Origin of the sequence: Marinomonas aquimarina (assembly GCF_900089755.1) — a bacterium.
Taxonomy (GTDB): domain Bacteria; phylum Pseudomonadota; class Gammaproteobacteria; order Pseudomonadales; family Marinomonadaceae; genus Marinomonas; species Marinomonas aquimarina.
The window spans coordinates 1-22,175 of sequence record NZ_FLOC01000022.1 but is presented as its reverse complement, the minus strand read 5'-3'; the positions used below and the strand labels follow the sequence as shown (position 1 = coordinate 22,175).

Sequence of the window (22,175 nt, the reverse complement as noted above, 5' to 3'; positions counted from 1 at the left end):
GAGGAACACATGTCACAACAAGAAACGGTATGGATCGTCGACGATGACCGCTCAATTCGTTGGGTACTCGAGAAAACCTTAGAACAAGAAGGCATTCAATGCCGCCTGTTTGAATCCGCGGAAGCGTTAGCCAACATGATTGGCAAAGAACAGCCAACTGTGATCATCAGCGATATCCGCATGCCAGGAATGGATGGTCTAACCCTGCTGAGCCAACTACAGAAGGATCACCCCTACATTCCAGTGATCATTATGACGGCCCACTCAGACCTAGAGAGTGCCGTAGCCTCTTACCAAGGTGGTGCCTTCGAGTATCTCCCTAAGCCATTCGATGTGGAAGAAGCGGTCAGCTTGATTAAGCGTGCCATCTTGCACCATAACAAATCTAAGCCAGAAGTAATTCCCGAAGAGGCCGAGCCCCTGGCGCAAACAGAAATCATCGGCGAAGCACCAGCGATGCAGGAAGTATTTCGTGCCATCGGCCGTCTCGCCAATTCCAACATCACTGTCTTGATCAATGGCGAATCCGGTACTGGTAAAGAGCTGGTTGCCCAAGCACTACACCGTCACAGTCCTCGGGCGTCCAATCCTTTTATTGCGTTAAACATGGCAGCGATTCCCCATGACTTGATCGAGTCTGAGCTGTTTGGCCATGAAAAAGGCGCCTTTACCGGCGCCAATACGCAACGCCGTGGACGCTTTGAACAGGCCAATGGCGGCACCCTATTCCTCGATGAAATCGGCGATATGCCAGCGGAAACACAAACCCGCTTGCTGCGTGTACTGGCCGATGGTGAGTTCTACCGTGTTGGCGGTCATACCCCAGTAAAAGTGGATGTGCGCATCATCGCCGCGACCCACCAAGACCTTGAAGGCCTGGTCACCAAGGGCTCGTTCCGCGAAGATTTATTCCACCGCCTGAACGTCATCCGTATCCATCTGCCAAAACTGGCGGAACGTCGTGAAGACATTCCCAAGCTGGCACGTCACTTTTTAAGTCGCGCTGCAGAAGAGTTGCACGTGGAACCGAAAATACTGACCAAAGACACGGAAAACTATATGAGCCGTTTGGATTGGCCAGGCAACGTACGTCAGTTGGAGAACACCTGTCGCTGGTTGATCGTCATGGCTTCTGGTCGCGAAGTCTTGATCGAAGACCTGCCACCAGAGCTATTGAACACACCACCTTCAGAGCGCCCATTTGGCTCTTGGGAAGACGCTTTGAAAAACTGGGTCGACAGCGCTTTAAGCGGTGGCCAGAAAGGCATTCTAGAACAGGTGGTACCCAAGTTTGAACGCATCATGATCGAAACCGCACTCACCCATACCGCTGGTCGTCGCCGTGATGCTTCCTTGTTACTGGGTTGGGGACGCAACACGCTTACCCGCAAGATCAAAGAATTGGGCATTGATCATTCAGATAACGATGACGAATAAGCGTTAACCTGCCACACAAACACGTCATGGCGAGCCCCGCCATGACGTCGTTTTTAGTCAAATAGCCCCTAGTTTTACTTGCTTTTCTGGCAACAATCTCATTACATAAAGAGTCTCAACACGTCATTCACATAAGGACTTTTTTATGTTCCCAACACTCGAGTCGATGGGCATCACCAGCTTCGATAATATCGAAAAATACACCCTTCGTTACGAAGGTGGTTTTGATGTATTAAAGATCTACTATCGTCGTGAAAAAGGCTCTTTGCTACCAAAAAGTAAGAAGTTCAAGTTTGGCCGTGCAACCCGCACTGTGTTAGCGGATGGCGGTAAACAACAATACCGTGAAGTCAGTGAACCTTCTTTGGTGGTATTGCGTGCGGTAGACGAACTGAGTCGCTTACTAGGCCAAGAGTTTGAAGACAAACAAAGCAAAGAAGACCTACTCAATGAACTTGAGCACCTAGAACGAGTGGTGGCGAACAAAATCAGCGAAATCAAAGAAAAAATCGAGAAAATGTCCTAATCTTGTTGTGACGGTCATACCGCGTATGGCCGTTTTTCGAGGAAAGTTTTACACTCCGTGCATTAAAAAATAACGGAGAACACTCATGCTGATTACCTCTGATGCAGCACAAGTAGCAGACATCTTACGCCAAGGTGGAGTGGTTGCTTACCCCACTGAAGCAGTATGGGGGTTGGGCTGCGATCCATTTAACGAACAATCCGTGCAGCGCATCCTAGCGCTCAAGTCGCGCCCAGTTGAAAAAGGCCTGATCTTAATTGCTGGTGCAGCGCAACACCTTAGCCCTTGGCAAGAAATCCTCGAGCCAGCCGAATTCACACGTCTTATTTCCGTGACCGAGCGTCCGACGTCTTGGGTCGTGCCAGATACCTTAATCACCCCAGATTGGGTACGTGGGCAACACCCCGGCGTAGCGATTCGCTTAAGCCAACATGAGCCAGTACAAGATCTGTGCTGCGCCTACGATGGCGTGTTAGTCTCAACCTCAGCAAACCCAGCGGGCCTTGACCCTGCACGTTCCAAAGAAGAAGTCATAGCTTACTTTGGTGATGCCTTGGATGCCATTTTTGATGCCTCATTAGGGCAAGAGGCGCAACCATCACAGGTGCTGGACCTGTTATCCGGCAAGCAATTTCGCGCTTAAGCTAACACTCTCGCACAGGGAAATGCCTCAGCCTTTCCCTGCCCTGTCTTTTGATGAAGCGAGAGCCTTCAGCCACTGCGTGACGCCGCGCTAGCTCACTTCAGCAAGTGATCAATGGTCACTAATTGCGCCGAAAGCGGCTGATTCAGGCGCTGCTGCAAATACGCAGTGGTTTCAGGATAAGGGTGGCCAATGGCAACCGCAGAACCACGCTGATGAGCCCGCGTTAACAACTGCTGGAATTGTCGATGAATGGCTTCTTCAGTACGCACATTGTCTAAAAACACATCGCGAATCAGGGTAGGAATGCCACGTTCGCTGGCCTGAGTATGGGCGACACTTTGCGCGCTGGTGAGGCTATCAATGAAAAATAGTGAGCGCTCAGTCATAATATCCATCACCCAAGCCATATGCTGGCCCTGGGTGGTGAGTAAGGACCCCATATGGTTGTTGACCCCTTTTACATAGGGCACATTGTCGAGGTCCGCTCTGAGTGTTTGCTTAAACTCTTCTTCCTCCATACGCACATACAAACCGCCAGGCCCCAGCTTCAGTTCACGTTCGTTCTCCATGGGCGCATGCAAAATGGTAATACGCTCCTGTAAGTGCGCACGCTGAGCGGTTTTCTTGGCATAGGGAGTTTCCGGCAAGATGGCTAGGACCACTGGCAGTGGCAACGCCAGCGTTTCCTCCATACCACGGCGGTTATAGCCCACATCATCAATAATCACCGCAATCTTAGGCGGAGCGGGTAACGCGTCCATCTCTGACATCGGTGCAATGCGTTTGCTGGCAACAGGCCCCCTTGGCAGCGTCTCAGGCGCTGGTGACTTAAACAGTGGCGGCCATTGAGGGGCATCATCTGAGCGCGGAGTCAGATAGGGAAATACACTGCTCTTGTCAGAAGGTGTAGCGTCTAGAACGGGAAATGGAATCGATTCTGCATCCTCAATATCGGCATGCAGAGGAGCATGGAAGCTGGCCAGTAACAAACCGGCCAAGCCCCACCTTGAAAAGCTTTGTTGCATTACTTAACCAAAAACTGCTGGGCGCTCTGGAGAATGGAAAGCGCTTGGAATAATTGAAAATCACTCATGGCAAGCTCATTCAGCTTGCTGTCCACATCGGAACTGGTGCGTTCTTTGCCGCCAGTACCATTGCCTAAGTGGCCTTTTAGCTCGGCTTCCTTGATAAAGAAGCGGCCTTTTTCGACTTCAACCTTAGCCTCAGGAATGACCATGTCTGGCATAATGCCTTGCGCCTGAATCGAGCGACCATTCGGCGTGTAATAGAGTGCGGTGGTCAACTTCACCGCCGCACCGCTGCTCAGAGGTACCACGGTTTGCACCGAACCTTTACCGAAGGTTTCAGTGCCCAATACCAAGCCACGCTGATGATCTTGAATCGCGCCTGCCAACACCTCAGAGGCGGATGCAGAGCCCTCATTGACCAACACCACCAATGGCGCACTGGCTAACATGGTCCCTGCTTGGCTGGCTTTAAACTGGCTTTTCGAGTACTCATGACGACCATCGGTGTAAACAATCAAACCGTCATCGACCATGGTATCGACAATGCCAACGGCGCTTTGTAACACCCCGCCTGGGTTATTACGCAAATCCAAGATCAGCCCCTTGATCTCTGACTCCGCCTGTAAGGCTTCCAGTTTTTCACGGAACTCCCTAGCGGAATTGCCTAAAAATTGACTAATGCGGATGTAAGCAATGTCATTGCCCAGCCATTCGCTGCTAACACTGCTGTCTTCGATCTCGGCACGCTTAATGGAATACTGTTTAATTTGCCCATCACGATCGACATCTAGCAGCACTGAGCTGCCAATTTTTCCGCGCATCAAATTCACTACTTCTTGCAGGCTCATGCCGGACACCAGCTGCTTATCAATGCGAATGATCACATCGCCTGCTTTAATGCCCGCTTTGGCCGCTGGCGAATCGTCGATCGGCGACACCACGGTTAACTTGTGCTCGACCATTTCCACTTCGACACCAATACCTGCGTAGTTGCCCGAGGTCTGGTCGTCGAAGTCCTGGACTTCGGCTTTGGTCAGGTATTCGGAATGCGGATCGAGGGACGACACCATGCCTTTTAAAGCTTTGTTAAGGATGGCTTCATCGTTGAGCTGCTCAACATAGCCCGCACTGATGGTTTCAAAGGTTTCCACAAAGGTTTGAATTTGCGCCAAGGGAATGGGAGCACTCTCAGTGTTTGGCTCAGGAGCCGCCCACGTCTGATTCAGCAATAGAGCGCTAACCCCCAGTATTAGGTGACGCTTGATAGCAACCATATTCCATTCCTTCTTATAAAGCTTTCTAGCCTTTGCCTAACCAGTTGATCGGTGCCAAAGGCTGGCCATTGTGTCGTATCGCAAAAAACAGTCCATTCTCAGGACGGCCACCGGAACTGCCCGCTGTGGCAATGATTTCGTTAGCGTTGACCCATTCCCCGACATCTTTTAATAGGCTCTGATTATAGCCGTACAGGGACATGTAGCCACTGCCATGGTCCAAGATCAACAGAAATCCAAAACCGCGCATCCAATCCGAAAACACCACTCGACCGTGGTGCACGGCACGCACCTCTTCGCCATTTTGGGCCGCTAAGGTCACCCCACCGAGGTTAATTTGCGAATTATCCGGTAAGCGTTTAATCACTTTAAGAGGTGGAATCAACTTTCCCTTTTGCTTACTAAAAGGTGTGTCTTGGTCAGGAATACGTATATCCGCTAATGCCGCTTCCAGTTGTTTCAACAGCGCCTGCATCTGCGCTTGGTTTTTCTTAATCTGCTGAGCTCTTTGATCACCAGAATTCAAATCCGTTTCAATTTTTGCCAACAGTTTTTGACGCTGGGCTTGCTCATCTTGGATACGCGCTTGTTGTTTCTCAAGGTCGCTTTGCTCTTGCGCCATTTGCGCCCGCTGGCTGCGGATACTCTTTTCGACTAAGTTGAGGTCATCCGCTTCTGAGGCAAAGCCATTGATCAGTGATTGACGGGCGGTGGAGAAATAGCGGTTGTAGTGGATCAGACGCATGCTTTCGTCTGCCGGTAAGTCGTCCAACAGGAATTTTAAACCTTCGTCACTACCAGAACGATAAACCGCCCGAAGTTGGGCGGCTATCTGTTGGTATTGCTGTTGAATGCTTTGCTGCAAGCTGCGCTGCTGGGTTTGCAAGTTTTGCAATTGAGCAGCGCCTTTCTCTAAGCTTTGTTGTAACTCCAGAATACGCTTGGACAGGTCTTGGATCGCTTGCTCTTTGCTTTCTAGTTGTTGCTCTACATTTGAGCGCTCACTTTTCAGGTCTTTGAGCCAGCCGTTTAACTTGCTCAAATCCTGCTGCAAAGCTTGGATCTGTTGACGTGCTTCTTCTGGTGTCTGTGGCTCCGCCGCCCAGCTCACACTGGACAGCAGTACCGTGAGCATCAACAAACAGGCTTTTAAACCCATAAGGATTCCCTTCGTTTACGAACGTACAAGCAGGCTGTGGCCAGTCATTTCAGCTGGTACATCCATGCCCATCATTTCTAGGATCGTTGGCGCAATGTCACACAAAGCACCCTCTTTCAGTGACCAACTCGCTTCTGGCGTAACCATCACAAGCGGCACAGGCTCAATGGTGTGCGACGTCAGTGGCTGAGAACCATCATCGCTCAACATCTGTTCAACGTTACCATGGTCGGCGGTAATTAGACACTGACCGCCGTTGTTTTCTAGCGCAGCTAGAATACGACCAAGACATAGGTCGACGGCTTCAACCGCCTTCACCGCCGCATCGAAGATACCGCTGTGGCCAACCATGTCACCGTTAGCAAAGTTACAGATAATGGTGTCGTATTTGCCCGCTTCGATGACTTCGACCAATTTGTCAGTGACTTCGGGGGCACTCATCTCAGGTTTCAGATCGTAGGTCGCCACATCAGGAGATGGGATCAACTCACGCTCTTCGCCATCAAATACCGCTTCTTCCCCACCGTTAAAGAAGAAGGTGACGTGGGCGTATTTTTCCGTTTCCGCGATCCGCAGCTGCTTCTTACCGGTTTTCGACAGCACTTCACCAAGGGTGTTGCTTAACGCTTCTGGCGGGAAAGCTACCGCGGCGTTGATATTGGAAGCGTATTCAGTAAAGGTCACAAAGCCCGCTAACGCTGGCGTCGCTTTACGCTCAAAACCAGAGAAGTCCACATCCGTAAAAGCACGGGTCAATTGACGAGCACGGTCTGGGCGGAAGTTAGCAAACACCACGGCATCACCGTCTTCGACTTTGATCGACTCGCCAATAATCGTCGCTTTGACGAACTCATCGTTTTCATCACGATCGTAGGCGTCATCAATGGCATCAAAAGCACGGCTTGCTTGGTAAGCGCCTTCGCCTAATACAATGGCATTGTAAGCTTGCTCGACACGGTCCCAGCGATTGTCACGGTCCATGGCAAAGTAGCGGCCAATCAAGGTAGCAATGCGACCTACGCCAAGCTCTTTCAGTTTGTTCTCAAGTTGTGCAATCGGTGTATGCGCCGAACGTGGTGGCGTGTCACGACCATCGGTAAAGCCGTGTACGTAGATCGCCTTGGCGCCACGCTTCGCCGCCAATTCACACATGGCCATAATTTGTTCGTGATGAGAATGCACACCACCAGAGGAGAGTAAGCCTAAAATATGCACCGCTTTGTCTGCGGCAACGGCTTTATCGACCGCTGTCACGAGTGCTTCATTATCAAAGAAACTGCCGTCTTCAATGGCTTTGCCAATGCGCGTAAAGTTTTGGTACACCACGCGACCAGCACCTAAGTTCATATGACCGACTTCCGAGTTACCCATTTGACCGTCAGGCAAGCCCACAGCCATACCTGATGTCTTGATCAAGGTATGTGGGCGCTCACTCCAAAGCTTATCCCAGTTGGGCGTATGTGCCGCTGCGATGGCGTTTGATGTTGAGGTTTCGCTGTAGCCCCAACCGTCCAAAATAAACAATGCCGTAGTTTTTTTGTTCATAAGTGCTCATCCCGATAGGTAACTTAGACAGTTGGTTAGATACTAACATAGCCTTAACTTTCGTCACAGATAACAGACGTTGCCAGCAAGATTAATTCTCGTTCGTTACACTCGCTTGAGCCAATAACCAATCACGGAAAGTCACCACCTGCTCAAGGTCTGCTTTGTCCGCTGGGTACGACAACAGGTACTCATGAGGGGTTTCAATCGCGGCACTAAAAGGCGCAATCAATTCACCATTAGCCAAGCTTTGCGCAGCAATAATGGTCGGCATAATGGCAACTCCCATTCCGTGCTTAGCGGCTTCCAGCAACATATGGAAGTGGGCAAACGCAGGACCGGCCAAAGAGCCGCTTTCCAAATCATGGGCCGCTAGCCAATCGGGCCAAGCATGAATGCGTGACGATAGATGCAGTAACGGATAAGACAGTACATCTTCCACTTCAAGTGGGCCTTGCCCTTCGATCAGCGCTGGAGAACACACCGCAACCACGCTCTCACCGAGTAAGTGATGACTCACTGCTCGCGGCCAATGATCCCCACCGTAATGCAAGATAATGTCCACTGCTTCTGGGTTAAACTTAACCGCATCGTCTAACGAGCGCACCTTGACCTGAAACTGTGGGTGAGACTTAGCAAACTCGGCCAATTTTGGCATCAGCCAATAGGAAGCAAAGGTGGGTAAGGCGGAAATGGTTAACGTGGTCTTTTCATCTTCACGATAGAGCATACGCAAGCTAGCGTTCTCCATACTATCCAGCAGTGGCACCACTTCTTTGTAGTAGGCCGCGCCTGTGCTGGTCAGCACTAGACGTTTATTAAGCCGAATAAACAAATCGCGCGACAGAAACTCTTCAAGATTACGAATTTGTCGGCTGACCGCACTCTGGGTAAGGTGCAACTCCTGCGCAGCTCGGGTAAAGCTTAGGTGTCTAACAGAGGCTTCAAAACACTTTAAAGCCGTTGAGGATGGAATGTATCTCCGCATCGGGCGACCGTAGTTATACTTATTGGAAAAATGACTGTACATAAAATTGAAATACTCAGCCATTGTGACGCGAAAGCAAGCTGCTGTCATTCTGGGTTCCTCGCTTTTTATGTCGAAAACCTCCAAACTTTCCCATGCCATTCCGCCCTCACCTGACGCCATGCCCCCAGCCTGTCAAACCGACCAAGCATGACTTTTTCGCATCAATCGATGCGTTTTAAACTTTTGCCAAGTCGGCACAGAGCACTTACATTGAAAGAATACGAGGAGCCATCAGTAGGAGTGACTTGCCATGTCAGTCGATCAGTTTTTTGCTTCCCTGTGGGAGGTCTACACTCGCGTTACCCCACAAGCTCAGCGCATTCAAGCGTTATTCAAACAGCGCGGAGAAACTGTGATCAACGATCACATCGCCTTTCGTACCTTTGCCCATTCGCCGATTGCGTTAGAGAAATTAGAGCCCGTACTGGCGAGCCTCGGCTACTCTGCTTACGGCGCGTTTCGTTTTGAAAACAAGCACTTGAAAGCCCGTTGCTACCAACATCAAAGCCAAGCGGATGCACCAAAGATTTTCTTATCTGAGCTGCTATCAGAAGAGCTACCTGAAGACTGCCAAGCCATCATTAATAAACTGGTCGCACAGATCCCAGACGATGTGGTGCAAGGGCCGGAAATATTCTGGTCAAAATGCCTCTGGCAACCGATCGCCGAGCAAGACTACCTGACCCTGCAAAAACACAGTGAGTACGCGGCTTGGCTCAGCACCATGGGCATGCAAGCGAACCACTTTACTGTGAGTATTAACCACCTGACACAAACGCCCACCATCGAAGCAGTGAATCAGCTGTTATTGGATGAAGGCTACACCTTGAACCAAACCGGAGGCTTGATTAAAGGCTCCCCTGAGTTGTACTTGGAACAATCTTCAACCATGGCGGATAAGATCGAATTTACCTTTGCAGGCGCTGAAACGCGTATTATTCCAAGTTGTTTCTATGAGTTTGCCCTGCGCCACCAACAGCCTAACGGCGAACTGTTTGACAGCTTTATTGAAGGCAATGCCGACAAGATTTTTGATTCCACCAACACGGCGAGCTGATAGCACTATTTGACGGGAGTAGCAGAACACAGTGCCGCGCTATAAACGCGGCACTTTGGTTTGTAGTTCGATGGTCAAGGCCGCTTGTGCCAGCACCTTACCGCCGTAATAGAACACCTGAAAGACTCTTGGCGTATCCGGACTGCTCGGACTAAGGTCCTCAATATCTTGCCCTTCCATATACAACGTTCCCTGTTCGTTCCAGATCACATTCAGCCATACTTCAGCCCCTTGCTCGGACAGCAAGCGCCAGCGGCTTTGCTCGCCACGATAGAGGATCAAAGGTTCTGCCCTGTAGGTCGTTTGGCCACCGTCCTGAATCGACAGGGCCATCAACTGCGCCATATCCCCCGTTTCTGGTTGACGCTTGCGCTCCTTAAGTTCCGCGTCGAGCTTGGCCAACTCGGTGCGCACCAAGGCGATGTTATGTTGATTCTGTTGATTAATGGCGTCTTGCCCAGCTTTTGCAGTACTGATCAGTGGTGCGCCCTGTTGCAAGGTAGGAATAACATGTGCCCGCTGCCACAGCGTCTCTAATAAGCTCGCTAACTCATACTGTTGCTGATTGCGAGCGGCTTTAAATTCCTTTTTCGAGGGCGCGCCACTGCAGGCAACCAAGCTTGCGATCAAAAGAATGCAACAAAAGCCCTTTATACTCTTGTGAAACACCGCTACCACTCCATTTCTACTGTGCTGGTTTGCTAGTATGTACCCTTTTCCCTCACCGTGTATAATGCTTCGCAGTTTTTTTATAGGCTTGAATCCAAATGATGAACCAACTAATTGAATTTTCTTTAAACCATTGGGAAATGGTCGCGGTCTTCGTTTTCATCGCAGCAACACTGATTTTCGTGGAAACACGTGGTGGTGCACGCGCGTTGTCGACCAATGCTGCAACGAACTTGATCAACGATAAAGACGCCGTAGTCGTCGATATCCGTCCAGCGAACGAATTTCGCACAGGCCACCTAACCGGTTCGATCAACATTCCTTCAGCAAAACTGAAAGATTCGGCAGGTACCCTAGAAAAATACAAATCATCCCCCATCATCCTAGTATGTAAAACGGGTATGACAGCCGGCTCTAGCGCGAAAGAGCTGATCAAGTCAGGCTTTGATGTCTACAAGCTGCAAGGCGGCATCACAGAATGGCAAAATGCTGGCCTACCGCTAGTGAAGAAATAATTTAAGGGGTCCGCAATGGCTAACATCACAATTTACTCTAGCAACTACTGCCCATTTTGCTTTCGAGCAAAGCAGTTATTGCAATATAAGCAAGCGGACTTCAGCGAGATTCTAGTTGACGGCAACCACGCTTTACGCCAAGAAATGATGGAAAAAAGCGGCCGTCACACGGTACCTCAGATCTGGATTGGAGACCGTCATGTAGGTGGTTGCGACGACCTATTTGCGCTCGAAAATGCTGGCGAGCTTGATGCTCTGCTGGCCTCTAATTAAAACACCAAGGAACTATCATGGCTGAAGAAAACCAAGCTCAACCACAACTACAAATTCAACGTATCTTCCTAAAAGACGTGTCATTTGAATCACCACGCTCTCCGCTTGTATTCCAAGAAGAGTGGAAGCCTGAAGTAGGCCTTGAGTTGAACACTAAAAGCCGTCAAGTAGGTGAAAACCTATACGAAGTGGTACTAGACATCACAGTGAACGTGAAAAACAACGGCGAAGCTGCTTACCTTGTACAGGTTCAGCAAGGTGGCCTATTCACTATCTCTGGCTTCGAAGAGCGCCAACTACACCACGCACTAGGCGCATTCTGCCCAGGTACACTGTTCCCATACGCCCGTGAAACTATAGACTCAGTGATCACTAAAGGCAGCTTCAACCCAGTGATGCTTGCTCCGATCAACTTCGATGCGCTGTACCTAGAAAACCTACAGAAACAACAAAACGAGACGGCTGAAGCGACTCAATAATCGCGACGGCTTTAAGGTTTCAATAAAAAATCCGATTGGGGTAACTCAATCGGATTTTTTTGTGGGCTGTGTTTTGCCTCATGTACGACCCGACTCCGCTCGGGGAAGCGAACTATCAACTCCCACAAATGCCTTTCATGAGGTGTTTCCAATGACTTCAGTCTTGATAAAGCTTCCATGCGTTTGATTCGCGCTGATGGTCGAAGGGAGGCACGACCAAAGATGTGCGCAAGCGAATTGAATTGCATGGAAGCTCATTTGCCTACAGATGCAGGCGTTAATACTGACTGTCGCTGAAACTGCAGGTAAATTCCCGCGCACCGCGCAGCCCTACAGAGATCAGGGTTAATTGAGATTATCGCTGAGGATGTGAGATCGTTTTCCCCGATTGGAATCGGGTCGTACATAGGAAAGCTCACCATAAGTTTGGATCATTGAATGGCTCCACACATAGTGGACGGCCACTTAGCTTAGGAAGCGGCTTTTCAGACAAGGATTGCCCCAGCCAACCAAATGGCATAGACAATTTCACAGGGGCTTGAATTAGCTCCTCTGACAGTGGCGCAAAGCCTACTTTGCTGTAAAAAGCGGGATCACCATAAGTGATAGCGACCTCGACAGCGCGCTCTTTCAGTATCTCCAAGCCATGCTGAATTAAGGCCTGCCCAACCCCTTGACCTTGTTGCTCCGTCGCCACCGCCACTGGCGATAACATATACACAGAAACAGGAGACTCAAACTGCAGACGAGAAAAGAAAATTGCTCCAATAAGCGTCCCCTCTTCATACGCCCCGAAAGCCATCACCGCATCATGATCAATCAGCGCCGCTAACTGCGACGTCAGTTGCCGCAACATCGCCCCTTCCTGTTCGCCTTCTGAGGCATTAAACACTGACGAAAAGAGCTCGACCAACTCTGCTTGGTTAGAGGTACTAAGAGCTTGATACATCATAGGACACCTTTTACACCACATAGCCTTATTGAAGAGTCATTATATCTTAGCCCAACAAGCACTGACTTTATCGGTTCCCGCGCACAGCGCGGTCCTACAGAACTCAAGATCGCTTCCCCGAACGGAGTCGGATCGTACAGGACTTTGTCCCTTCAATACTTCTAATCACTTCGAACATAACAGAGGTTCCATGCGTTTGATTCGCGCTGACGGTCGAGGGAGGCACGACCGAAGATGTGCGCAAGCGAATTGAATTGCATGGAAGCTCCATAGCTTACAAAAGCTGGGGTAAAGGTTCCCGCGCACAGCGCGGTCCTACAAGGACCGGAGCTAATGATTATTGCTGAGGTTGATAGGTCGCTTCCCCGAACGGAGTCGGGTCGTACAGGGCTTTATCCCTTCAATGTTTCCAACGACTTCAGACTTGATAGAGATTCCATGCGTTTGATTCGCGCTGACGGTCGAAGGGAGGCACGACCGAAGATGTGCGCAAGCGAATTGAATTGCATGGAAGCTCCATAGCCTACAAAAGCTGGCATTAAAGGTTCCCGCGCACAGCGCGGTCCTACAGGAATCGAGAGCTAATGATGATTATTGCAGAGAATGCGAGATCACTTCCCCGTACGGAGTCGGGTCGTACAGGGCTGTATCCCTTCAATGCTTTTAATTACTTCGAACATAACAGAGATTCCATGCGTTTGATTCGCGCTGACGATCGAGGGAAGCACGACCGAAGATGTGCGCAAGCGAATTAAATTGCATGGAGGCTCATTCCCTACGTAAGCTAGCGCTAAAAGTTCCCGCGCACAGCGCGGTCCTACAAGGACCGGAGCTAATGATGATTATTGCAGAGAATGCGAGATCACTCCCCCGAGCGGAGTCGGGTCGTACAGGGTTTTATCCCTACAGTGTTTCCCATAACTTTAGACTTGATAGAGATTCCATGCGTTTGATTCGCGCTGACGGTCGAAGGGAGGCACGACCGAAGATGTGCGCAAGCGAATTGAATTGCATGGAAGCTCACTCCCTACACAAGCTGGCGTTAAAGGTTCCCGCGCACAGCGCAGTCCTACAGAATTCGAGATCGCTTCCCCGAACGGAGTCGGGTCGTACAGGGCTGTATCCCTACAGTGTTTCCCATAACTTCAGACTTGATAGAGATTCCATGCGTTTGATTCGCGCTGACGGTCGAGGGAGGCACGACCGAAGATGTGCGCAAGCGAATTGAATTGCATGGAAGCTCCATAGCTTACAAAAGCTGGGGTGAATACTTACTACCGATGAGGATGCAAAGGGGTTCCCGCGCGCAGCGCGGTCCTACAGAAATCGAGAGCTAATGAGGTTGCTAGTGTCGGGGGCGAAGAGCTGATACCATCGTGACTACATAGTCGGGGAGCAGTAATGCTGAGATCGCTTAAGCGAGACCCGTTGAACCTGATTCAGTTAGCACTGGCGTAGGGAACTATGGGGACAGCTTTATTGCGTACTGCAGTACGTCTATGCCCTGTGCATCTTGCCCCTGTTTCCCTTGCGCTCTAAGGGAAACCATATGACTCACACTCCTATTACACTCAGCATCGCAGGCTCAGACAGTGGCGGTGGTGCTGGCATCCAAGCCGATATTAAAGCCATCTCTGCCACAGGCGGTTATGCCTGCACAGTGATCACCGCAACCACGGCGCAGAATACCCTTGGGGTCACCGATGTCCATGCCATTCCTTTGCCTCATATTGAAGCTCAATTAGACGCTGTGTTCTCTGATTTGGATGTGCAAGCGGTCAAAATCGGCATGTTGGCCAACTCTGAGATCATTCAGTTAGTGGCGCGCAAACTGCGCCAGTACCAGCCGAAGCAGATTGTGCTCGACCCTGTGATGGTGGCGACCAGTGGTGATTTATTGCTGCAGCAAACGGCTATTCAAACCCTGATCGAAGAGCTACTGCCTTTGGCGACCTTGATCACGCCTAACCTTCCTGAAGCGGCGACACTGTTAAATAGCGAAGTGCCCCACACTGAACAAGCGGTACTGGATCTGATTCCAGCTTTACAACAATTGCCCACTGCGGCAGTGCTGTTAAAAGGCGGTCACCTTGCCGAATTGCCAGACAGCACGGATTGGCTATTAAGCAACAGCGATGTGCAGACCTTCACCACGGCTCGTATTTCCACTCAGAACACCCACGGCACGGGCTGTACCCTGTCGTCAGCGATTGCCTCTTACCTCGCCCAAGGGGCGGATCTGACAGCGGCGGTGCAACAGGCAAAAGACTATTTAACCGGTGCCATTGCCGCCGCGGATCAATTGCCAGTGGGTCAAGGTCACGGCCCTGTAAACCACTTTTACCAATGGCAGCGTTAAGCCTATGAGCCAAGGCTTCGCGATTTCCATTCAAGTAAATGCCCTGCGCTACCCCACCAAACAAGCGCAACCTGTTTTGCAGGACTTGGTGATGCAGCTGCCAGCGCAGCAATGGACCTGTCTATTAGGACGAAGTGGTTGTGGCAAAACTTCCATTTTAAGAAAGCTCGCTGGGCTTTTAGAGGATGCCGAGTGGCGAGGGGACATCCAGGCCGACGGCCAAGGGTTGTCTGGCAATATCGCCTATATGGCGCAGCAAGATCTCTTGCTGCCTTGGTTATCGGTGCTCGATAACGTTTGCATCGCCGAGCGTTTACAGGGGCGCTCATTGTCCCAGGACACTCGCGCTAAAGCCCTGTCACTGCTACAAAAAGTCGGCCTTAGGGAGCACGCCGAGCGATACCCCCATGCCCTTTCTGGTGGTATGCGCCAACGGGTCGCCTTAGCCAGAACCCTGCTGCAAGAGCGGCCGATTGTGTTAATGGACGAGCCGTTTTCTGCCTTAGATGCGGTCACGCGCCATAAACTACAAAGTCTGTCATTTGATCTACTAAAAGGCAAAACCGTGTTGCTGGTGACCCATGATCCACAAGAGGCGGTGCGCCTAGGTCATCAGATTTATGTGATGGAAGGGACACCGGCGAGCGCGCATCTATTGCCGGATTTACACACAGATCCCCCGCGCCAATTGGATGAGCGCAGCGCCGAACTACAAACCTATATCTTACGTCGTCTTGGAGGTGAGCATGGCTAACTGGCTACGGGGCATCACGGCGACGCTTGTTATCCTCGGTTTATGGCAAGGGGCTATCAGTCTTTGGTCGCTGCCCAGCTTTATCCTGCCCTCACCGCTAGCGGTATTGGATGTGCTGTTAACGCGCTGGCCAATGCTCTGGTCACATACTTGGGTGACCGCCCAAGAGATTCTGATCGGCTTGGCCCTTGGGGTCAGCATTGGTTTGTGCTTTGCCTTGCTGATGCTGTTGTTTCGCCCGGTTAAGCAATGGCTGCTGCCGATCCTGATCGCCAGCCAAGCGATTCCGGTGTTTGCTATTGCGCCCATCTTAATGCTCTGGCTCGACTATGGCATCGCCTCAAAAGTCGCCATGGCGGCGATTATTATTTTCTTCCCTGTGACCACCTGCTGCTTCGACGGCCTGCGCAGTACCCCAGCTGGCTATCTGGATTTAGCACGAACCCTTAACGCCAATCGCTGGCGCACCCTTTGGCATATTCAATTACCTGCCGCCTTACCAGCCTTAGGCTCAGGGCTGCGCGTCGCTGTTGTGGTTGCCCCCATTGGGGCGGTGGTCGGTGAATGGGTCGGCTCTAGCGCGGGCCTTGGTTACTTGATGCTGCAAGCCAACGCGCGCATGCGCATCGATGAAATGTTCGCCGCGCTGTTTATTCTTTCTCTGTTTTCAGTCGCCCTGTACTTCAGCGTCGACTGGTTATTAAAACGCTCTTTACCTTGGCATTCTCAATAAGGATGGATGACTTCTATGAACACCTTTACTCGTTTCAGTACTACCGCTCTGCTCGGCCTTTCAGCCAGCTCTTCCTTGTTCGCAGCCGATCATGAACTGTCGTTGATGCTCGATTGGTTTGTGAATCCAAACCACGGCCCAATCGTGATTGCCCAAGAAAAAGGCTACTTTGCTGAGCAAGGCTTAGAAGTCACCATCCAAGAGCCTGCTGACCCAAGCATGCCGCCTAAGTTGGTTGCAGCGGGCAAAGTGGATATGGCGATTTCTTACCAGCCAACGTTGACCATTGATGTGGCAGCGGGCTTGCCCTTGATTCGTTCTGCAACCTTGATCGCCACGCCGCTGAATACTTTGATGGTGATGGATGACAGCCAGATTGAGTCGCCAGCCGATTTAAAAGGCAAAAAAATCGGCATCGCCATTGCTGGCACCGAAGAAGCCACGGTCGGCACCATGTTAAAACACCATGGTGTGATGTGGGACGAAGTCGACATCATTAACGTGGGTTGGTCGTTATCGGCGTCACTAGCGTCTGGCAAGGTGGATGCGATTTGGGGTGGTTTGCGTAACTTTGAAACCAATCAGCTAAAACTTGAAAACTACGCCGCGACAGCATTCTTCCCAGAGGAACACGGCGTGCCAGCCTACGATGAGTTGGTGTTTGTGGCGAACAGCGAAACCTATGACAAGGAATCTATTCAAGCCTTTAACCGCGCCCTAGAAAAAGCCACCACCTACATCGTTAACCATCCAGAAGCCGCTTGGGAAGAATTTATCGCCTACGCGCCAGACACCCTAGATAACGAGCTGAATGCTCTCGCTTGGAAAGACACCCTAACGCGCTTTGCCTTGCGCCCAGCGGCCATTGATCTGGCGCGCTACGATGACTACGCCGAGTTTATGTTTGAGCATGGCATTATCGAGTCGTTACCAAAAGCCAAAGACTACGTGCCAAGCCTAAACTAGGAGCCTGTTATGCAGTATCAAGATCTGATCGATGCTTGCCAGCAGGAATGGCACACCTACACTGAACACGACTTTGTGCAGCAGCTAGCAACTGGAACCTTAGACAAGCAAAGCTTCCTACATTATCTGAAACAGGATTTCTTGTTTCTAAAGCATTATGTGCGAGCCTATGCCTTGGCTATTTATAAAGCCAACAGCCTAGAGGATATGCGCCAAGCCCTACCGACGGTTCATGCCCTGCTTAACAGCGAGATCGCCCACCATGTGGCATGGTGCGAGCAATGGGGTATTAGCGAACAGGACATGGAGCAAGAACCAGAGGACTTCGGCACCGTGGCCTACACACGTTTTGTCTTGGACGCTGGCATGAGTGGTGACTTGGTTAGCCTCTATTCTGCCCTCGCCCCTTGCTCCATCGGCTACGCTGCGATTGGTCGCCAGTTGGCACATCAGTCTACCACCGTTTGGGAAGGTAACCCTTACCAAACTTGGCTCAAGCTCTACAGCAGTGATGACTTTCAAACGCACGTGGCTCATGGCGCAGCGCACTTTAATAAACTGCTTGCGGATATCGATCTAAACAGCCAAAAGGGTCAGCAGCTGATTGACACGTTCCGCACCGCCACACGTATGGAAATCGCCTTCTGGCAGCAAGGCCTTAACCAATCGGGAGCCCAGCTATGAATGTAAAGGATATTGGTACAGCACTGGCGCAACTGCGTGAGCAAGCGCCTTTAGTGGTCAACATCACTAACTATGTGGTGATGAATAACTCAGCCAATGCGTTACTCGCTATTGGCGCCTCGCCGATCATGGCCCACTCCCGTGAAGAAATGGCCGAAATGATGGCCTTTGCCGGAGCCTTGGTGATCAATATCGGTACTTTAGATCGTACTTGGATTGAGCGTATGACCTTTGCCGTGGAGCAAGCCAATGACACGGGTAAAGTGGTCGTGCTCGACCCAGTCGGTTGTGGCGCAACCAGCCTTCGCACCAATAGCGCCCGCCACTTGGCCGCACTGGCTGAGCGTTTGATTATTCGCGGTAATTCCTCGGAAATCATTGCCTTAGCGGGACAGACATCGCAGGGCAAAGGCGTCGATTCACAAGACGCCAGCGATGCCGCCTTGGACGCGGCCAAACAGCTGGTTGAGCAATACCAAGCTCAAGTCGTCATTTCGGGCGCGACCGATTACATAGTCAATGCTGAGGGTATTTACACCCTTAACAATGGTCATCCGATGATGACGAGAGTAACCGGTACAGGTTGTTCTCTCAGTGCCATCACAGGGGCGTTTGCCGCGATTGGCGAAACCAGTGGTTTGGCCGCGGCCGCAGTGATGAGTGTGGCAGGCGAAATCGCCGCCGAACAGGCAAACGGCCCAGGTAGCTTACAGGCCGCCTTGCTCGATGCCTTGTATAATCTCGATGCCGAGACCCTGAGCAAGCGTTTAAAGCTGTCGCAACTGTCTTAATACTTTAAAAGGAAACACCATGTCACCCTACGAACTCTATCTCGTTACCGACGACAACCAAGATATCGACACCTTGGTACGGGTCGTCACACAAGCCGTTGCTGGCGGGGTGACCATGGTGCAACTGCGGGAAAAGCATCACGACGTGCGCGACTTTATTCGCCGTGCACGCGCCATTCAGCCCATTTTACAAGCCGCCAAAGTGCCCCTGATCATCAATGACCGGGTCGATGTTGCCTTAGCCGTAAACGCCGATGGCGTGCACCTTGGACAAACGGATATGCCAGCGCTGGACGCTAGACGCCTGCTAGGACCAGAGAAAATCTTAGGACTGTCGATTGAAAGCTGGCAGCAGCTTGAAGAAGCCAAGCAACTGCCGATTGATTACATTGGCTTAAGCGCCATCTACCCGACACCTACGAAAACCAACACCCAGTATCACTGGGGCCTAGAAGGCCTCAACGATGCCTTAGCGTTTTACGATAAGCCCATCGTCGCCATTGGTGGTCTTCGTCACGACAACCTTGCTGACATCGCCGCCACCGGCGTGCACGGTATTGCGCTGGTATCAGCGATTAGCCATGCAGACGATGTGACAAAGGCCAGTAAAATGTTGCGGGAGATTATTCAAAGCAGTCGTTGATAATCCTAAGTGATCAAGCTATCCAGCTGCGCTTCGCACGGGAACGCCTAGCCTAGCATCATCGGCAGCGGTCATTTTGACTCCAACTTTTGTAGGTTGGAAGCTGGAAATATTGAAGGGATAAAGTCCTGTACGACCCGACTCCGTTCGGGGAAGCGATCTATCAGGCTTGAAGGCAATCAGTATTAACGCCGCTTCTTGTAGGACCGCGCTGCGCGCGGGAATAATCTAGCTATCTCTGCAACAATCAGTATTAGCGCCTGCATTTGTTGGCCAAGAACATCCATGCAATTCAATTCGCTTGCGCACATCTTCGGTCGTACCTCCCTCGACCGTCAGCGCGAATCAAACGCATGGAACCGTGATCAAGTCTATGGTCACTGGAAATATTGAAGGGATAAAGTCCCGTACGACCCGACTCCGCTCGGGGAAGCTGTCTACCAGGCCTCGAGGTAATCAATTTAACGCAACCTCTTGTCGGACCGCGCTGTGCGGGAACTGCTTATCTGCCAGCTTGAACTAGAGCTTTGATCTTTACCGCCTTTTCAAAATGATCTAACTGATGGGTTCTAATCCACCACTCCGCGGCTTCCATCAGCAGCTCAGGATCGTCGTTTTTGTTTTTGAAAAACGCGTAGAACGAAATGCCAACGTTCTCACCTTTAGCGGCAATCTTTTTGTCACAGACTTCAAGGATTTTGGTTTTGAGGGTTGGGGTCATGGTGCTGTTGGCCTGTTGGTGGGTGAATAAGGAATAGAAACGGGAGCTTGAGGCTCAGAATCAGATTAGAGTAGCTTAATCGGATTTTTTATGGTTTTTTTGCCTCCTGTACGACCCGACTCCGTTCGGGGAAGCAATCTATCAGGCTTGGAAGCAATCAAGTTAACGCTGCCTCTTGTAGGACCGCGCTGTGCGCGGGAACTGGGATAGGCCTCACCAAACATTGCTAATCCGTCTTAAATGCTGCGCTATAGCGTCATATGTAGCAGCGGATAAGGCTTTCCCTGACCATCAAGAGGTGAACGTCCTGTAACTTTAAAGCCAATATGCAGGTAAAAACCTAGCGCCTGATGATTCTGCCCGTTTACATCAACCCTTGATGCCTCCTGCTCTTTGATCGCGTAGGCCACCAACTTGGAGCCAATTCCTTTGCCACGCGCATCAGGTGAGATGAACAACATCTCTATATTACCGTCATGCACTCCGCAGAATCCCTGAATCTCACCATCACCGTTTTTAACGCACCTTAAATCAACTGCGTCAAAACACTGGTCCAGAATTAACGGCTTTAACTCCTGTAGATCCTCTTCAGCCAGAAAATCATGCGTAGCCCTAACCGACGCTTCCCAGACTTCTAGCAGCTTAAGGTGATCTGCTTTTTGTACAATCTCAATATTCATTACTAAACCGGATTGGTAATGCCTGTTTAACTGGTGGGCGACACAATACCGAAGCCGCATACTACCCTGAACACTAAAACCAACGCATAGTGAAAATGCTATGCGTTGCGTCCCTCTCTTGAACAGTTTGTTAATTGCGTGCTCAACTCACTCACTAAATCCTTTATTTGAGATTGTATGTGCCAATTTATCGCTAGACGTTCACTTTCATTGACTAGGAAACCAACTAGGTCAATAGAAATATGGATTAACTCTACTAATTCATTGAACGTAAAAATGTAGAGTGATGGATGTTGATGTATGAATGTATTCCTAACTGTCTGCAAACGACTAATTTTTTCTTTTTCAAATCGCTGACTATCAATGACGTGGCTACCCATGTAAGGAAGAAAGTCTTCTTTCAGCAGTTTTTCGTAAAGCCATTCGATATTATCTAAATCACCCTTATCTCTTTTCCTAACGAGGCGTGAGTCCGATGTAATGAGAGCTAAGCACATTGCCGATTGAAGTGAGTTATGCCCGTAGACCACTGCCCATTTGAAATATGTGTTTCGCCCTCTTTCAATTTGAGACAAAGCCTCAAGTAAGCACCGCAACGATGTAACTAGATCTGTTTCGAGGTCAAAAGATACCAACTTCTCATCCATGCATTTACCTATTATTCTTAAAGCAACTAACGCCCGAATTTGCGGCTGCTTTAGAGCACAACTGAAAACCTGTCCGACAACATGCGCTTGTTACATTTTGAATGCTCGGAAATCATCGCTCTGAGATAAATCGCAGAGCCCTTTAAGCATGCCATACAGCCTCGCTATCGCACTAGTTATAGTCCGATTTTCTAGATTCTGAGCATTGGCAATCGTAGAAATAAAGCTCTTAACGCGAGGCTCTACACTTCCATAGTCAAGATTGTGTGCAAGTTTATTTCGGATGCTATTAAGTTCTTTTACTTGCCTCCAAAGCCACTCTGGTTCTTTGTTTTTGAGGCACATGCTCTCGCCTATTGCGATGCAATGAGCAGCTGTAAATGGAGTTTTCTCAAATGCTTCAGGGTTTGGAAAACGAGATAGAATAAACTTTCTAACCAGCCTCTCTATTAATAACTGCCCCTTTAAGATGATTAGAACTCAGGGCGCGAGCATACTTTGAAGAACTAGCTTCAAACCTGCCAAAACCTGTATTGTAGCGCTTATTAGTTCATCAAACAGGCTTCATTCCGTGACTCTTATCGAACATCTATCTGTCATCAAAGAA

Annotated in this window: 24 protein-coding genes and 1 riboswitch; of the genes, 14 read left to right on the top strand and 10 right to left on the bottom strand. The window is 50.3% G+C overall.

Annotated elements, in window-relative coordinates; all coding sequences use genetic code 11:
- The first annotated feature begins 9 nt into the window (after positions 1 to 9).
- The 3 genes from ntrC to tsaC all read left to right on the top strand — a co-directional run bounded on the left by ntrC (position 10) and on the right by tsaC (position 2,606).
- On the top strand, positions 10 to 1,437 hold the full coding sequence (ntrC, locus tag MAQ5080_RS15685; RefSeq protein WP_067212804.1) for a nitrogen regulation protein NR(I): 1,428 nt from the start codon (positions 10 to 12) through the stop codon (positions 1,435 to 1,437).
- Between the two features lie 145 nt (positions 1,438 to 1,582).
- A complete protein-coding gene (locus MAQ5080_RS15680) occupies positions 1,583 to 1,963 on the top strand; it encodes a DUF3461 family protein (protein WP_067212807.1) in 381 nt (126 codons plus the stop codon).
- Between the two features lie 85 nt (positions 1,964 to 2,048).
- Positions 2,049 to 2,606 (top strand): L-threonylcarbamoyladenylate synthase type 1 TsaC, encoded by a 558-nt coding sequence (gene tsaC / locus MAQ5080_RS15675; protein WP_197464642.1) that lies wholly within the window; start codon positions 2,049 to 2,051, stop codon positions 2,604 to 2,606.
- Positions 2,607 to 2,701: 95 nt separating this feature from the next.
- Here the strand turns inward: tsaC and MAQ5080_RS15670 are convergent, their stop codons facing one another.
- From MAQ5080_RS15670 to MAQ5080_RS15650, 5 genes are all read right to left on the bottom strand, one after another.
- Complete coding sequence (locus MAQ5080_RS15670; protein ID WP_082861153.1) at positions 2,702 to 3,634, bottom strand: divergent polysaccharide deacetylase family protein; 933 nt, start codon at positions 3,632 to 3,634, stop codon at positions 2,702 to 2,704.
- Positions 3,634 to 4,911, bottom strand: coding sequence for a S41 family peptidase (locus MAQ5080_RS15665; RefSeq protein ID WP_067212810.1), 1,278 nt, complete (start codon positions 4,909 to 4,911; stop codon positions 3,634 to 3,636). Before MAQ5080_RS15665 ends, MAQ5080_RS15670 begins: the two co-directional genes overlap by 1 nt.
- 25 nt (positions 4,912 to 4,936) lie before the next feature.
- Positions 4,937 to 6,070 carry a murein hydrolase activator EnvC family protein gene (locus MAQ5080_RS15660; protein WP_067212813.1) on the bottom strand — a complete coding sequence of 378 codons (1,134 nt, stop codon included), beginning with the start codon at positions 6,068 to 6,070 and terminating at the stop codon, positions 4,937 to 4,939.
- Positions 6,071 to 6,085: 15 nt separating this feature from the next.
- Positions 6,086 to 7,615, bottom strand: a complete 1,530-nt coding sequence (gpmI, locus tag MAQ5080_RS15655) for a 2,3-bisphosphoglycerate-independent phosphoglycerate mutase (RefSeq protein ID WP_067212816.1) — start codon at positions 7,613 to 7,615, stop codon at positions 6,086 to 6,088.
- A 91-nt stretch (positions 7,616 to 7,706) separates the two neighbouring features.
- Positions 7,707 to 8,693: a LysR substrate-binding domain-containing protein gene (locus tag MAQ5080_RS15650; RefSeq protein WP_231870863.1), complete on the bottom strand. Its 987-nt coding sequence runs from the start codon at positions 8,691 to 8,693 to the stop codon at positions 7,707 to 7,709.
- A gap of 202 nt (positions 8,694 to 8,895) precedes the next feature.
- On the opposite strand from MAQ5080_RS15650, the gene MAQ5080_RS15645 reads away from it, so the two are divergent.
- Positions 8,896 to 9,702 carry a DUF1338 domain-containing protein gene (locus MAQ5080_RS15645; protein ID WP_067212819.1) on the top strand — a complete coding sequence of 269 codons (807 nt, stop codon included), beginning with the start codon at positions 8,896 to 8,898 and terminating at the stop codon, positions 9,700 to 9,702.
- A 39-nt stretch (positions 9,703 to 9,741) separates the two neighbouring features.
- Here MAQ5080_RS15645 and MAQ5080_RS15640 read toward each other — a convergent pair whose 3' ends face one another.
- The gene (locus tag MAQ5080_RS15640; RefSeq protein ID WP_067212822.1) at positions 9,742 to 10,371 is read right to left on the bottom strand and encodes a hypothetical protein; all 630 of its coding nucleotides are present in this window, start codon (positions 10,369 to 10,371) and stop codon (positions 9,742 to 9,744) included.
- A gap of 98 nt (positions 10,372 to 10,469) precedes the next feature.
- Here MAQ5080_RS15640 and MAQ5080_RS15635 point away from each other — a divergent pair, with 98 nt between their 5' ends.
- Genes MAQ5080_RS15635 through secB form a run of 3 tightly spaced genes read left to right on the top strand, consistent with a single transcriptional unit; the run spans position 10,470 to position 11,638 of the window.
- Positions 10,470 to 10,886 (top strand): rhodanese-like domain-containing protein, encoded by a 417-nt coding sequence (locus MAQ5080_RS15635; protein WP_067212825.1) that lies wholly within the window; start codon positions 10,470 to 10,472, stop codon positions 10,884 to 10,886.
- A 15-nt stretch (positions 10,887 to 10,901) separates the two neighbouring features.
- Positions 10,902 to 11,159, top strand: a complete 258-nt coding sequence (gene grxC / locus MAQ5080_RS15630; protein ID WP_067212828.1) for a glutaredoxin 3 — start codon at positions 10,902 to 10,904, stop codon at positions 11,157 to 11,159.
- Positions 11,160 to 11,176: 17 nt separating this feature from the next.
- Positions 11,177 to 11,638, top strand: a complete 462-nt coding sequence (secB, locus tag MAQ5080_RS15625; RefSeq protein WP_067212831.1) for a protein-export chaperone SecB — start codon at positions 11,177 to 11,179, stop codon at positions 11,636 to 11,638.
- 415 nt (positions 11,639 to 12,053) lie between these two features.
- Here the strand turns inward: secB and MAQ5080_RS15620 are convergent, their stop codons facing one another.
- A complete protein-coding gene (locus tag MAQ5080_RS15620) occupies positions 12,054 to 12,590 on the bottom strand; it encodes a GNAT family N-acetyltransferase (RefSeq protein ID WP_067212834.1) in 537 nt (178 codons plus the stop codon).
- 1,379 nt (positions 12,591 to 13,969) lie between these two features.
- Positions 13,970 to 14,068: riboswitch (TPP riboswitch) on the top strand.
- 71 nt (positions 14,069 to 14,139) lie between these two features.
- Here MAQ5080_RS15620 and thiD point away from each other — a divergent pair.
- From thiD to thiE, 7 genes are read left to right on the top strand one after another with little or no spacing between them, the layout of a single operon-like run.
- Positions 14,140 to 14,949 (top strand): bifunctional hydroxymethylpyrimidine kinase/phosphomethylpyrimidine kinase, encoded by an 810-nt coding sequence (thiD, locus tag MAQ5080_RS15615; RefSeq protein ID WP_067212837.1) that lies wholly within the window; start codon positions 14,140 to 14,142, stop codon positions 14,947 to 14,949.
- A gap of 4 nt (positions 14,950 to 14,953) precedes the next feature.
- Positions 14,954 to 15,703, top strand: a complete 750-nt coding sequence (locus MAQ5080_RS15610; RefSeq protein ID WP_067212841.1) for an ABC transporter ATP-binding protein — start codon at positions 14,954 to 14,956, stop codon at positions 15,701 to 15,703.
- Positions 15,696 to 16,436, top strand: coding sequence for an ABC transporter permease (locus MAQ5080_RS15605; RefSeq protein ID WP_067212843.1), 741 nt, complete (start codon positions 15,696 to 15,698; stop codon positions 16,434 to 16,436). Before MAQ5080_RS15610 ends, MAQ5080_RS15605 begins: the two co-directional genes overlap by 8 nt.
- A 15-nt stretch (positions 16,437 to 16,451) precedes the next feature.
- Positions 16,452 to 17,402 carry an ABC transporter substrate-binding protein gene (locus MAQ5080_RS15600; protein WP_067212846.1) on the top strand — a complete coding sequence of 317 codons (951 nt, stop codon included), beginning with the start codon at positions 16,452 to 16,454 and terminating at the stop codon, positions 17,400 to 17,402.
- Between the two features lie 9 nt (positions 17,403 to 17,411).
- Positions 17,412 to 18,086 carry a thiaminase II gene (gene tenA / locus MAQ5080_RS15595; protein ID WP_067212849.1) on the top strand — a complete coding sequence of 225 codons (675 nt, stop codon included), beginning with the start codon at positions 17,412 to 17,414 and terminating at the stop codon, positions 18,084 to 18,086.
- Positions 18,083 to 18,877: a hydroxyethylthiazole kinase gene (gene thiM, locus MAQ5080_RS15590; RefSeq protein WP_067212853.1), complete on the top strand. Its 795-nt coding sequence runs from the start codon at positions 18,083 to 18,085 to the stop codon at positions 18,875 to 18,877. The genes tenA and thiM overlap by 4 nt, the downstream gene beginning before the upstream one ends.
- A 19-nt stretch (positions 18,878 to 18,896) precedes the next feature.
- The gene (gene thiE / locus MAQ5080_RS15585) at positions 18,897 to 19,520 is read left to right on the top strand and encodes a thiamine phosphate synthase (RefSeq protein ID WP_067212856.1); all 624 of its coding nucleotides are present in this window, start codon (positions 18,897 to 18,899) and stop codon (positions 19,518 to 19,520) included.
- A gap of 502 nt (positions 19,521 to 20,022) precedes the next feature.
- On the opposite strand, the gene MAQ5080_RS15580 is transcribed toward thiE, so the two are convergent.
- From MAQ5080_RS15580 to MAQ5080_RS15570, 3 genes are all read right to left on the bottom strand, one after another.
- Positions 20,023 to 20,241: a DUF6500 family protein gene (locus MAQ5080_RS15580; protein ID WP_067212859.1), complete on the bottom strand. Its 219-nt coding sequence runs from the start codon at positions 20,239 to 20,241 to the stop codon at positions 20,023 to 20,025.
- A gap of 248 nt (positions 20,242 to 20,489) precedes the next feature.
- Positions 20,490 to 20,921 carry a GNAT family N-acetyltransferase gene (locus tag MAQ5080_RS15575; RefSeq protein WP_067212862.1) on the bottom strand — a complete coding sequence of 144 codons (432 nt, stop codon included), beginning with the start codon at positions 20,919 to 20,921 and terminating at the stop codon, positions 20,490 to 20,492.
- A gap of 98 nt (positions 20,922 to 21,019) precedes the next feature.
- On the bottom strand, positions 21,020 to 21,568 hold the full coding sequence (locus MAQ5080_RS15570) for a hypothetical protein (protein ID WP_067212865.1): 549 nt from the start codon (positions 21,566 to 21,568) through the stop codon (positions 21,020 to 21,022).
- Positions 21,569 to 22,175 lie beyond the last annotated feature (607 nt).